This window comes from Alkalicoccobacillus porphyridii, from assembly GCF_007293315.1.
Taxonomy (GTDB): domain Bacteria; phylum Bacillota; class Bacilli; order Bacillales; family Bacillaceae_D; genus Alkalicoccobacillus; species Alkalicoccobacillus porphyridii.
In genome coordinates, this window is record NZ_VLXZ01000008.1 from 162224 (window position 1) to 174797 (window position 12574).

11 protein-coding genes are annotated in these 12574 nt (G+C 40.1%); 9 read left to right on the plus strand and 2 right to left on the minus strand.

Annotation, left to right across the window (positions count from 1 at the left end; genetic code table 11):
- The first annotated feature begins 114 nt into the window (after positions 1 to 114).
- The 3 genes from FN960_RS13970 to FN960_RS13980 all read left to right on the plus strand — a co-directional run bounded on the left by FN960_RS13970 (position 115) and on the right by FN960_RS13980 (position 3231).
- Positions 115 to 306, plus strand: coding sequence for a hypothetical protein (locus FN960_RS13970; protein WP_143849344.1), 192 nt, complete (start codon positions 115 to 117; stop codon positions 304 to 306).
- A gap of 270 nt (positions 307 to 576) precedes the next feature.
- On the plus strand, positions 577 to 1899 hold the full coding sequence (locus FN960_RS13975) for a hemolysin family protein (RefSeq protein ID WP_143849345.1): 1323 nt from the start codon (positions 577 to 579) through the stop codon (positions 1897 to 1899).
- A 249-nt stretch (positions 1900 to 2148) separates the two neighbouring features.
- Positions 2149 to 3231, plus strand: coding sequence for an NADH:flavin oxidoreductase (locus FN960_RS13980; RefSeq protein WP_143849409.1), 1083 nt, complete (start codon positions 2149 to 2151; stop codon positions 3229 to 3231).
- 89 nt (positions 3232 to 3320) lie between these two features.
- On the opposite strand, the gene FN960_RS13985 is transcribed toward FN960_RS13980, so the two are convergent.
- Positions 3321 to 3995, minus strand: coding sequence for an NAD(P)H-dependent oxidoreductase (locus tag FN960_RS13985; protein ID WP_143849346.1), 675 nt, complete (start codon positions 3993 to 3995; stop codon positions 3321 to 3323).
- A gap of 103 nt (positions 3996 to 4098) precedes the next feature.
- Between FN960_RS13985 and FN960_RS13990 the strand changes: the two genes are divergently transcribed.
- Complete coding sequence (locus tag FN960_RS13990) at positions 4099 to 4647, plus strand: Type 1 glutamine amidotransferase-like domain-containing protein (RefSeq protein ID WP_143849347.1); 549 nt, start codon at positions 4099 to 4101, stop codon at positions 4645 to 4647.
- 504 nt (positions 4648 to 5151) lie between these two features.
- On the opposite strand, the gene FN960_RS13995 is transcribed toward FN960_RS13990, so the two are convergent.
- Positions 5152 to 6006 carry a methyltransferase domain-containing protein gene (locus FN960_RS13995; RefSeq protein WP_185971041.1) on the minus strand — a complete coding sequence of 285 codons (855 nt, stop codon included), beginning with the start codon at positions 6004 to 6006 and terminating at the stop codon, positions 5152 to 5154.
- 722 nt (positions 6007 to 6728) lie between these two features.
- On the opposite strand from FN960_RS13995, the gene FN960_RS14000 reads away from it, so the two are divergent.
- From FN960_RS14000 to FN960_RS14020, 5 genes are all read left to right on the plus strand, one after another.
- The gene (locus tag FN960_RS14000; RefSeq protein ID WP_143849349.1) at positions 6729 to 7463 is read left to right on the plus strand and encodes an SRPBCC domain-containing protein; all 735 of its coding nucleotides are present in this window, start codon (positions 6729 to 6731) and stop codon (positions 7461 to 7463) included.
- Between the two features lie 33 nt (positions 7464 to 7496).
- Positions 7497 to 8861, plus strand: coding sequence for a sigma-54 interaction domain-containing protein (locus FN960_RS14005; protein WP_143849350.1), 1365 nt, complete (start codon positions 7497 to 7499; stop codon positions 8859 to 8861).
- Between the two features lie 201 nt (positions 8862 to 9062).
- The gene (locus tag FN960_RS14010) at positions 9063 to 9839 is read left to right on the plus strand and encodes a 3-hydroxybutyrate dehydrogenase (protein ID WP_143849351.1); all 777 of its coding nucleotides are present in this window, start codon (positions 9063 to 9065) and stop codon (positions 9837 to 9839) included.
- Positions 9840 to 9891: 52 nt separating this feature from the next.
- Positions 9892 to 11205 carry a GntP family permease gene (locus tag FN960_RS14015; RefSeq protein ID WP_143849410.1) on the plus strand — a complete coding sequence of 438 codons (1314 nt, stop codon included), beginning with the start codon at positions 9892 to 9894 and terminating at the stop codon, positions 11203 to 11205.
- Between the two features lie 32 nt (positions 11206 to 11237).
- On the plus strand, positions 11238 to 12560 hold the full coding sequence (locus tag FN960_RS14020; protein ID WP_143849352.1) for a short-chain fatty acid transporter: 1323 nt from the start codon (positions 11238 to 11240) through the stop codon (positions 12558 to 12560).
- The last annotated feature ends 14 nt before the right edge of the window (positions 12561 to 12574 follow it).

The window sequence follows — 12574 nt, forward strand, 5'->3', positions numbered from 1 at the left end:
CTTATCAATTGATAAGATGAAGAGTTTATTTTTGATTGAAATTAGTGGAAATGGGTAAAGGATTTTAAATAAGGTACTTGAATATAGTAAAGAGAGTCTTTTTAAGAGGGATTCATGATTAATCCATTTCTCGCTGGTGTATTAATTTTGATGGCAATTGCAGTTGATATGTGGGTGTTCGATCAGGATCAAAAGAGGTGGGGTTGGTTAAAAGGATGGCCAAAAGCTGCAAGGGTTAGTGTTTTTGTGGGATTAGTGATTATCATGACCGTTTTCTGGGTAGCGGTAAGCTGGAAATATATTTAAAAGTTAGCGCGCAGAGTTCTTCTACAAGGACTTTGCTTTTTTTTGTGCATTCTTAAATAATTATTCTTAAGTTTCGTGCGTTCGAGGTGTATAATAAGAAATTAGAATCCTTTTATTCAATGAAGGATTACACTAGCGTACAATCAGAGAGTAGGTGATTTGATGGTGGAGAGGCCGTAGTTAAGTATGTTCAAAAGAATAGATTAACAGCAGGTTCTTTAGACTTTAAATCATTTGCGGAGGTGAATCCCTTAATTGTGAGGGAACTGATTGGAAATTGATATGATCATTAATTTATTTGGTGTGGCAGCACTTATTGCACTAACTGCCTTCTTTGTAGCATCAGAATTTGCCATTGTTAAAATACGTAGCACTCAGCTTGAACCACATCTTGAAGGTGGGAGCAGGCGGGCAATGGCTGCAAAGAAAGTGGTATCGAATTTAGATGAATACTTGTCTGCTTGCCAACTAGGTATAACCATTACAGCTCTAGGTATAGGGCGTTTAGCTGAACCGACATTTGAGCGTATGCTGCATCCGATTATTGGAGAGCTCGCTATAAGTGAAGCATTAGTAACCACAGCATCTATCGCTATTTCTTTTTCAATAGCAACGTTCTTGCATGTAGTAATAGGTGAATTAGCACCTAAGACCTTGGCTATTCAGAAGGCTGAACAAGTGACGCTTTGGATTGCGCAACCACTTATTTTGTTTTACCGATTACTGTATCCGTTCATCTGGTTATTAAACGGATCTGCACGAATTCTTATTCGTTCCTTTGGCTTAAAGCCAATGAGTGAGCATGAGGTAACACACAGTGAAGAGGAATTGCGTTTAATTCTTTCGGACAGCTATAAAAGTGGTGAAATTAACCAATCAGAATTTGATTATGTAAGTAAAATCTTTGATTTCGATGAGCGAGTGGCAAAGGAGATTATGGTACCAAGGCCAGAGATGGTCACAATCTCAATTGATGATCCGCTTGAAGACATTATCAAAACCATTCGTACGGAGAAATATACACGCTATCCTGTGGTAGACGGTGATAAAGATAATGTACTAGGTATTATTAATGTACGTGAACTATTGTCTAATATTGTTGGGGATCAGGAGCAGGCATTATCCATTCATGATTATATTAGGCCGGTCTTCTCTGTGATTGAATCTGTTCCGATTAAAGATGTATTAGTTGTAATGCAGAAGAACCAAAACCATATGGCTATTTTGTTTGATGAATACGGTGGAACAGCTGGGCTCTTAACGATGGAGGATATCATCGAAGAAATCGTTGGAGAAATTAACGATGAATTTGATGAAGAAGAAGAGCCAGATGTTGTACAATTGGATGAAAATTACTATCGAATTAGTGGACAGAAGATGATTACAGAAGTTAATGAGTTACTTGATTTAAACATTGAGGAAGAAGATGCTGATACCATTGGTGGGTGGATGCTAACTCAAAAGTATGATATCAAAGAAGGCGAAGAGCTTTCTTTTGACCATTATTCGTTTAAGGTCATTGAATTTGAAGGACATCAGATCAAAAAGATTGATGTGTATTTAACTCCTTTAAACAATGAGGAAGAGCTTTAATCAATACCTTATAGGGAAGCTTTGGGGATTATCCTCAAAGCTTTTTTTCTTTTTGTGAGTATATTAACTGACTCACGAGAGGTTAGCTTTTGGAAAACTGTGCCCATTTTCATTTTATAAGCATACATTTGGACAGAATGATTTTATACAAGGTATAGTGTGGGCACTGGATAAAAATAAAGATAAAACGACTAGTAGGAGGAAAGAACATTGACGATCGAACATATACGTGATGAATTATTTCAGCCAATGAAACTAGGTAATTTGATTATTCCCAGTCGAATTGCCTTGGCTCCGATGACAAGAGCTTTTTCCCCAAGTGGTGTGCCTGATAAGAATGTAGCCGCCTATTATCGAAGAAGAGCAGAAAATGGAGTGGGATTAATTATTACAGAAGGAACAGCGATTAATCATCCATCCGCTGTTAGTCATCCGGATATACCTCGTTTTTATGGAGAGGACGCACTTTCAGGCTGGAAACAAGTTGTAGAGCAAGTACACGAGGCAGGTGGCATGATTATTCCTCAGATTTGGCATGTAGGTGGCGCCCGGAAAATTGGGGACGCACCTAATGAAAAATCACTTCCTGTTAGTCCTTCAGGGTTGGACCTAAGTGGTACTAAAGTGACAGAGCCATTAACTGAAGAGGAAATTAAACAACTGATTGCTGCTTATGCTCAAGCAGCAGCAGATGCTAAAAGGGTTGGATTCGATGGAATTGAGCTTCATGGAGCACATGGGTATTTAATTGATCAATTTCTGTGGGAGAAGACCAATAAACGAACGGATCAGTACGGTGGAGATTTAGTAGGACGGACCACCTTCGCACAAGAAGTGGTAAAGGCATGCAGAGAAGCAGTGGGCCCAGAATTTCTAATTGTTTTCCGCTATTCCCAATGGAAGCTAGGTGATTATGGAGCCAAATTAGCCTATAATTCTGAAGAGCTGACTCAGCTACTCCTTCCAATATCAGAAGCAGGTGTTGATGTATTCCACGCTTCAACTAGACGGTTCTGGGAGCCTGAATTTGCTGAGGAGTCAGATTCACTTAACTTGGCAGGTTGGACGAAAAAAATAACAGGCAAGCCAACAATTACAGTGGGCTCATTAGGCTTAGATCATGCATTTAGAGATGAAAACGGAGCAGCCAATGAAACATCAGTAGCTGAAAATATTGAAAAGCTCGTTACGAAGCTACAGCAAGATGAGTTTGATTTAGTTGCAGTGGGTCGGGCACTCCTAGCGGATCCGGAATGGGCTACGAAGCTTAAAAACGGCGAACTGGAGCATGCTACACCGTATTCTCCAGAGTCTACAAAGACATTGTATTAAGCGGTTAGGTTCAAGGGCATGTAAACAAATGGAGAAATAAAATAATAGAAAAAGAGCGGAGAGGTATGCTGCACTCTCCGCGCTTTTTCTTAATTCTCCCAGTGAACTATATCTGATAACCGCTGCCTTGTCTTTTCTCTAGCTGGTTCTGCTGTTCTATATCCAAAGGCAACCATAACAGAAACTTTCCAGCTTCCTTCTGCTATTATGTCCTCGTTTTTTAGTAGTTCGTTAACTTTCTCTGCATGAAAGCCTTCAATTGGACATGAATCAATCCCGATTTGTGCAGCAGTACTCATCATATTACCCAATGCAATATAGGTCTGTTTGCTGGCCCAGTCGAATAGTGAACGCTCTGATTCAAAAAGATTTTGGTTATCTTGTTGAAAGGCTTTATAACGGGGGGCGAGCTCCTCTATCGTTTCTTCGGGAAGTCCTTTTATATGCTTATTAATATATGTCGCATACTCAGAATCATAGCGAGCCTCAGTATGAGCGAGTATAAGCACAAAATGGCTAGCCGTGTCTAATTGGCGTGCGGCGCCAGATGCAACATCCTTTAACTTCTCTCGTAACTCCGGATTTTGGATAATGATAAACCTCCAAGGCTCGTACCCAATAGAACTCGGTGATAGTCTTGCGGTCTCAAGAATAAATTCAAAATCCTCCTCATTTATCTTCTTACTGATATCAAATTCTTTTGTGGCGTGCCGAAAATAAAAGGCATCTAAGATTTCTTGTTTCTTATCGTTTTTTTCTGACATGTTCCCACTCCTTCTAGCAAATATGTAGTATGTTTATGGTAAAGGACAGACTTCTAGATAACAAGCAATTAGATAAGTAGAAGACAATCTGAAGGAGATAATTATGAGACAAATTATTGCGTTAGGTGGGGGAGGATTCTCGATGGAACCAGATAATCCACTTATTGATGAGTACATACTTAATCAAGCAAGCATTGAGAGACCAGCCATTTGCTTCTTACCAACGGCAAGTGGGGATCAAGATCATTACATTGCAAGATTCTATCATGCTTTCAAAGAAAAAAGCTGTAACCCAACCCACCTCTCATTATTTGAGCCGAATTTTGATCGGTTAGAAGAATTTGTCTTGGCTCAGGACATTATCTACGTGGGTGGAGGCAGTACTAGAAATATGCTTGTACTCTGGAAGGAATGGGGTCTCGACATTATTTTGAAAGATGCCTATTATAAGGGCATAATAATGGCTGGCATCAGTGCCGGGGCAAATTGCTGGTTTGAAGAAGGATTAACCGATCCCCTAAATGGTCCACTATACAAAATAGATGGATTGGGTTTATTGGAAGGGAGTATTTGTCCTCATTATGATGGAGAAGAGAAAAGAAAACCAACCTATCAAAACTTAATTAAGACCGGGCAGATGAAAGCTGGGTAGGGAGTGAACGACAGCACAGCGTTGCATTTTATTAATGAGGACTTGCATCATGCTGTCTATTCTACAGATCAAGCAGGTTATGAAAGAGTACAAATATGAGTTCAATGAAAAGAAGCTCGGACAACATTGAAAAAGTCATGGAAAAATGAGCTGGATGGCGCCGCCCTACGGTTCCAAACCGTATGGCGTCTATACATACAATAATAGAGGGGCAGGGACAAAAGTAATTAAACATAATGAAAAGACGAATGATTCTAAGTCATTCGTCTTTCATATTTTATTTTAACGAGCGTAAGGAGAACCCGAGACTCCTGTGGAAAAGAACGAGTCTGAAGACATCGAAGTGGTGGTTTTCCGTTTCGAGGGCTGAGGCCGTTCCCACGGAAAGCGAGGGATTCTCCTGGAGCGGATTTGTTGCAATGTTCGTGTTTAAAATGAAGATTTTATGTTATGTCTCAGCCTGTCTATTTTTTAGTGAAAAATGAAAGCCCCCGCTTTTAACGACTAATCTCTTGCTATACCAATCAATAGATCTAAGTCGATGGTTATTCTGTTTTGTGACTTCATTATAAAATCTTCTTTTTCCGACTTAGAGGCTTTCCATAAAAGGGGAGTCATCTCAAGTAATGATTTCATTTGGTCTTCCAGTAAAGAAACCTGATAGGACAACTTATGCTTATTAATAAGATTGAAATTCTCATTAAATAAACTCGTTGTTTCAGAATTTGAATAGCTCGTCGGCTGGTCATTAAAATGCTGACGTAATTCTTGAAGATAATAACGACCTGGCACAACTTTTATAACAATCCCATTTGGTGTTAGAATTCTTTTAAATTCTTGATAGTTTGATGGAGATAAAATAGATAGAATGCAATCAAATGACTGCTTTGTAAATGGCAAATTGGCCAAATCTCCAACAACCCAAAGCTTGTTCTCATCATGAGTAGCTGCAAGCTTGATCCCCTCTTTAGAAAGATCCAACCCTACAGATAATTCAAAGGATTGTTGACGACTTTCTATTAATCGGTGAAGATGTGAGCCCTCGCCACTGCCTGCATCTAGCACATTCTTCAGACTAATAGATTCTATAGCTTCAGAAAGAACTTGGTGCAGTGGATCATATATGGCGCTAGACAGAATCATCTTTCTTCTTGCCTCGAATAATTTTCGAGTATAAAGACGATCATTCGCGCGAGTTGTGAGATGGACATATCCCTGTTTAGCAAAATCAAAGGTATGCTTATTTAAGCAGAGTAAGCTTTTGAACTCATGGAGTTTCATGCTCTCGTTACATATTGGACACTGGAATAAATCAATGTGTTTTTGAGCAAGCTGAGCACGTTTTATTCTTTTTTTCAAAGGAGACACCTCATTCATTTATGATAGATAACAATCAAAAATGAGGCATAGCTAAATAAACCTTTAAGAATAGAGAAAAAAATAAAGGTTTACGTAGGACTATGCCATTGTTATCTATAACGAATGTATTTAATCAAGGTGTAAAACTCCTTTTATATTCAAGCTCATGGACAGAATAACAAAAAAATAAAACTAGGTAAATGAGGAAATTTGCCAGAGCAATGGCCGATAAGTAAATAGATAGAGATAAATGATAAAGCCCTTATTATTGTGTAAATACTGATTTCAACTGCGGGAAGAAAAGGGCGTCACTGAAAAAGTCACCTAGAAATGAGCTCATGCACCGCTACAGGAGATAACTTCGCTTTCCACGGGAACGGCCACAGCCCTTGAAGTGGAAGGGCGCCACTTCAATGTCGGTCTGCCGCGTTCTGTTCCGTAGGAGTCTACGTTTTCTCCTTCCGCTCATGTTCCTGATTAGACAAAATATTAAGGAAATCAAAGATTTTTGATATGAAATGAGATTTATTTTAATAAAAAACTATTTTTAGGTGGACTCGATATAAAGGTTCAATGAGATAAATTGACAGAGTCGAGTTAGCTCATTACCTTGCCTCAGGTAAGTGCCCCCATTTTCGGGAGCGGCAGCCGAAGAAACTAATTACACAAAAGCATGGACTTTATCAAATTAAATAAATTGGTTTAAGGAAGAGGAAAAGAACATGAACGAGATAAAGATATTTACCTTTGACGAGGTTATTGATGCACCCATTGAGCTTGTTTTTATGTGCTTAAACAAGGATGAACATGTGTTGCAATGGAATGAATTCGTTTTAAAAAATATTTATCCAACTGACTCAGAAGATGACCTTCGACAAGGTTCAACCTATCAGGCTGTGCAAAAGATTGGAAAAAAAGAGCTCACATTAGATGTGGAAATCATTGAATTTAATCCGCCTCATCAAGTGACTCTAAAAATAGAGACAAAAGAAGGACTGTCCTACACTAGATATCAGTTATCAGAAGATACGAACAGGACCCGATTACAAGTTGAGGCGAGCTTAATCCCTAGTAGTGTTAAGTATAAGCTGATGTCAAAATTAACTAGCTGGGCTGTACAATTTGTAAACAAGGTACAGTATAAAGCCTTTGTTGAATACGTACATGAGCATAATCATTTCACTTGGGACTTAGCGTATACTAGTGAAGACGGTGATTACTTCACATTAGGGAAAGCCATATTACAATCGAATAGCAGTTGGAGAGTCTATCTAGATAACGGAGACAGTGACAGTTATAATATGCTTAATGACCGAGGATATAAGATGGAGCATCTAGGGGTCTTTTTATTTGAAACAGACAGCTTGAGTAAAGCGCAAGAAGAATTTATTCAATGGGCGGATACTGTTTGGAAACCAATGTTATATGATAGGTTTATGGAGTCAGAATTGAAATAAAGCGGTTTTAAAGCAATTTTGGAGGTGAGTCACATGTTTCCACAGGATAATGACTATAAGGATGAAATATTTAAAACGGTATTTGAAGATGCGTATCACTGTTTTGTAGTGGTTGATAGGCATGGATTTGTAACATATATGAATAATAGTTATTGTCAATTTCTTAATGTCGATAAGGATTCTGTTATCGGTCAGCATGTGACAGATGTGATTGAGAACTCCAGAATGCATATTGTGGCTGAGACGGGTATCGAAGAAATTGCTGATCTTCAATATATTCGGGGAAATCACATGATTGCTAACCGCATCCCGGTACGAGCAAATGGTGAAATTGTGGGAGCGGTTGGCACGGTTTTGTTCCGTGATACCCAAGAATGGATGAGCATGAATAGCCATATCAAGGATCTTTTACTTGAGCTTGAACAGTTTCGTAAGCAAAAAAGAGGCCAATTTGAGGCGACTTATTCTTTACATGATATTGTCGGTAGCTCCGAAAAAATGAGTGAGCTAAAGGAAAAAGTAAAGAGAATTGCAACGGGAGATGTCTCGGTATTAATTAGAGGGGAAAGTGGAACGGGAAAGGAGTTAATAGCTCATAGTATCCATCATTTAAGTGAGAGAAATACAAAACCTTTTGTCAAAGTGAACTGTGCGGCGATTCCCGAGCACCTATTAGAATCCGAGCTATTTGGGTATCAGGAGGGGGCTTTTACGGGTGCAAAAAAAGGTGGTAAGCCTGGCAAGTTTCAATTGGCAGATGGGGGGACTTTATTTCTGGATGAGATAGGGGACATGCCACTAAGCGCACAAGTGAAAATTCTACGTGCCTTACAAGAAGGAGAAATTGAATCAGTTGGATCGACTCATTTGGATAAAGTGGACGTGAGAATTATTGCGGCGACGAATCAACCTCTGGAAGAACTCTTGAAAAAACAAACCTTTCGTGAAGACTTATTTTATCGAATCAATGTGGTTCAGCTGCAAATACCCGCATTGAGAGACAGACCAGAGGATATACCAGTACTTGCTAAATATATGCTGCATACCATCACCCAGAGAACAGGAAAACGAATTGACGATTTTAATAAAGAAGTATTTAGTTGCTTCCAAACGTATGAGTGGCCAGGGAACGCACGAGAGCTGGAAAATGTCATCGAATCAGCCGTGTATTTAACTAATTCTGAATGTATTCAAATGGAGGATATTCCGGATCGGCTCAAACGTGAAAACAAAAATCTTGATAAAGTAGGTAACCTGAAACAGCTTATGGCTGACTTTGAGAAAAAAACAATTGTACAAGCGTTATCTAACACAAGTGGCGATAAGCAAAAAGCTGCCGAACTTCTACAAATAGGGAAGTCCAGCCTATACGAGAAAATTCATAAATATCAGCTTTAAATCTTCCGGATACCCGGAAAAAATTCCAAGAAATCAGAATAACTGATACTGAAAGCGTTTTCAATAAGTTATAATCATCATCTTTCCACGTATCCGGAAAGGTGATATTTTTTTTGGTTGATAAGTTAGTCTTAAAAAGTTGGCACACTTCTTGCAAGGAGAATAATGAACACTGTTTATGAAAAAGGAGGAGGTTTTACATTGGTAGCAGATAAGGTTGTGTTTATTACAGGTGCAGCGAGTGGGATTGGTTATGAAATTGGTAGAGCTTTTTTAAAGGGGGGAGCAAAGGTAGTCTTTTCAGATGTAAACGAAGAGAAGGTGAAGGAATCGACCGATGCACTAAAAAAATCAGGCTATGATTGTGTTGGAGTAAAGTGTGATGTGACACAAGAGAGTGAATTAACAGCCGCACTAGATGAAACGGTTAGGCATTATGGAAGATTGGATGTTCTCATAAATAATGCGGGATTACAGCATGTCGCTGCGATGGAGGACTTTTCAACTGAAAAGTTTGAACTCATTACGAAGGTGATGCTGGTGGCACCTTTTATGGCGACAAAGCATGCCTTTCCGATTATGAAAAAGCAAGGCGCTGGAAGGATTATAAATATGTCATCCATTAATGGCTTAGTTGGCTTTGCGGGGAAAGCTGCTTATAACAGCTCAAAGCATGGGGTGATTGGTTTAACAAAGGTTGCTGCATTAGAGGCAGCTCCACATGGTATCACAGTAAACGCCCTCTGTCCTGGTTATGTGGACACACCACTAGTGCGTAATCAGCTTCAAGACCTAGCGAATAATCGTGGAGTTACTTTAGATAAAGCTTTAGAAGAAGTGATATACCCACTTGTTCCTCAAAAGAGGCTGCTAGCCGTTCAGGAAGTGGCTGACTATGCGATGTTTATTGCAAGTGATCAGGCTAAGGGAGTAACAGGTCAAGCGATTGTTATTGATGGAGGGTATACTGCTCAATAATTGTAAGCGCTTTACTTTATTGGTAGACTATTTGAGAAGAGGGATGGATATGATCTTTAGCATGATTGGCTTAATAGGTGGACTAACGATGTTAATCGTCTTAACGATGCGTGGTATGAATCTACTTATTGCGGCACCACTTTCAACCTTGTTCCTTGCTGTTTTTAGTGGCATACCTTTATTTCCACAGTTAGTTGCCGAGGGTGATCCTAATATGCTCGGTAGCTACATGCAGGGCTTTTCAGGGTTTGTTGCTAATTGGTTTATTATGTTTTTACTTGGATCTATTTTTGGAAAAGTGATGGGTGACGCTCGTGCTGCTGACAGCGTATCCAAGTTTGTTGTTGATAAGCTTGGAACCAAATATGCCATCATGGCTGTAGTTGCGGCTTGTGCAATCTTGACGTACGGGGGCGTTAGTTTATTTATTGTTGGTTTCTCTGTGTTTCCTTTGGCCCTTAGCTTATTTAAACAGGCAAACTTACCAAGGCGGTTTATTCCGGCCACTCTAGCATTTGGCTCGGTGACCTTTACGATGACATCCGCTGGCTCACCGGAAATTCAAAACTGGATTCCTATCCCCTTCCTAGGAACAAGTGCGTATTCAGCTTGGGAGGTTAGTGCAATAGTTGCTTTATTTATGATGGTATTTGGTTATTGGTGGTTAAAGAAGATTATCTATCGTGCAGTAGCTAAAGGTGAGCAATTTGATGCACGAGAAGGAGATCCAGTAGTAGAAGAAAAAGAACTCCCCAATCCAGGGCTAGCGGCCATTCCTTTGTTAGTAGTTCTTGTCATTTCATTTATTTTTCACGATTCGTTAGGGACGTCTGCACTCATTATTGCTTTAACCAGTGGAATTGTTGCGGCTTGGGCACTTAATCGAAAATTTCTTGATAATGTCTGGGAATCTGCTTCAGGTGGAACGATGGGTGCACTTCTTGCCATCACGAATACAGCGGCTGTAGTTGGCTTTGGTGCAGTAGCGCAAAATACAGTCGCCTTTACAGCGGCAGTGGATGCCGTTACTCATTTCCCGGGAAGTCCTCTAGTCGGAGCAGCTGTTGCAGTAGGTGTCATCGCAGGATTAACTGGTTCCTCGTCTGGAGGACAGCAAATTGCCTTGCCATTAATTGCTCCTCATTACTTAGATGCAGGTGTTGACCCTGACGCGCTGCACAGGGTGGTTGCGATTTCCTCTGGTGCTCTAGATACATTGCCACATGGTGGATATGTCGTTACAACCATACGAGCAATTTGTGGCGAGACGCACAAGGCAGCCTATGCATCATTTAGTGCAGTAACCGTTGTAGTTCCGTTACTCGGGGTTGTACTTGCTATTATCCTATTCTCGCTAGGTATGTAACAGATTATTAGAGTAGAAAGGAAGAATAAAGGATGTTTGTACCCGTCATTCGGTTTTTTGATCGCATTGTTCAACGTTATTTACCTGATGCCTTTATTTTCGCCTTAATCTTAACCGTGCTGGTGTATGTTCTTGGAGTGATCATGACGGATAGTTCCCCTGTTGAGATGGTTACTCATTGGGGAGATGGCTTTTGGGATTTGCTTGCCTTTACGATGCAAATGTCACTCATAGTCATTACGGGTTACATGCTTGCAAGTGCACCAGCAGTTACTCTGCTATTACGTCGACTATCATTATTTGCACACACGCCTGTTCAAGCTATAGTGCTCGTCACCATCGTGGCGCTCACGGCATGTTTAATTAACTATGGCTTTGGATTGGTTATCGGCGCTTTGTTTGCACGTCATGTTGCACGCCAAGTTCCGACTGTTGATTACAGACTATTAATTGCTTCTGCCTATAGTGGATTTCTTGTCTGGCATGGTGGATTATCGGCATCGATTCCGTTAACCATTGCCACCTCCGATCATTTTTTGGTAGACAGTCTTGGGGTCATTCCTATTACAGAAACTTTATTTACTCCCTATAATCTGTTTATTGTCGCTGCTTTATTTGTTAGCCTGCCGATCATAAATGCGTTATCATTGAAGGCTACTGACCAAAGCCAGCAGATAGATCCTGCATTTCTTGATTTGGGTAGTAAAAAGGAAGAGGCTGCAACAGTCGCTATCACACCTGCTGAAAAACTTGAGAATAGCAAAATTTTATCACTGCTGATTGGTCTAACAGGAATGGGATATGTTGTTTATTACTTTAGTCAAAACGGTTTAGACTTGAACATAAATATTGTTAATTTTACGTTTTTGTTTTTAGCCATCCTGTTTCATCGTACGCCAAGAAAGCTACTTCAATCTGTAACCGAAGCTGTTAAAAATGCAGGAGGTATCATCATACAGTTTCCATTCTATGCTGGTATCATGGGCATGATGGTGGCCTCTGGGCTCTCTGATCGCATCGCTTTATGGTTTGTTCAAATCTCAACGGAAGAAACCCTGCCTTTATTGACCTTTATCAGTGCAGGATTAATTAACATGTTTATCCCATCTGGGGGCGGACAGTGGGCTGTTCAAGGGCCAATCATGATTCCTGCAGCTCTTGAGCTTGGAGCTGACCCAGCACGGATTGCGATGGCTGTTGCCTGGGGTGATGCATGGACCAATATGATTCAGCCATTTTGGGCTTTGCCCATCCTTGCGATTGCGGGCTTAAAGGTTAGAGATATTATGGGCTTTTGCGTCATTTTATTGTTTTGGTCGTTTATTCCGATTGCGATTGGATTAGTATTTTTATAAAAAATAAGGAGGAT

What these genes read in the sequence shown, in the direction of transcription:
- FN960_RS14005 (WP_143849350.1), top strand. Translation starts at nt 7,497, where the DNA reads ATGTTTCCACAGGATAATGACTATAAGGATGAAATATTTAAAACGGTA.
- FN960_RS13980 (WP_143849409.1), top strand. Translation starts at nt 2,149, where the DNA reads ATGAAACTAGGTAATTTGATTATTCCCAGTCGAATTGCCTTGGCTCCG.
- FN960_RS13985 (WP_143849346.1), bottom strand. Translation starts at nt 3,995, where the DNA reads ATGTCAGAAAAAAACGATAAGAAACAAGAAATCTTAGATGCCTTTTAT.
- FN960_RS13990 (WP_143849347.1), top strand. Translation starts at nt 4,099, where the DNA reads ATGAGACAAATTATTGCGTTAGGTGGGGGAGGATTCTCGATGGAACCA.
- FN960_RS14000 (WP_143849349.1), top strand. Translation starts at nt 6,729, where the DNA reads ATGAACGAGATAAAGATATTTACCTTTGACGAGGTTATTGATGCACCC.
- FN960_RS14020 (WP_143849352.1), top strand. Translation starts at nt 11,238, where the DNA reads ATGTTTGTACCCGTCATTCGGTTTTTTGATCGCATTGTTCAACGTTAT.
- FN960_RS13970 (WP_143849344.1), top strand. Translation starts at nt 115, where the DNA reads ATGATTAATCCATTTCTCGCTGGTGTATTAATTTTGATGGCAATTGCA.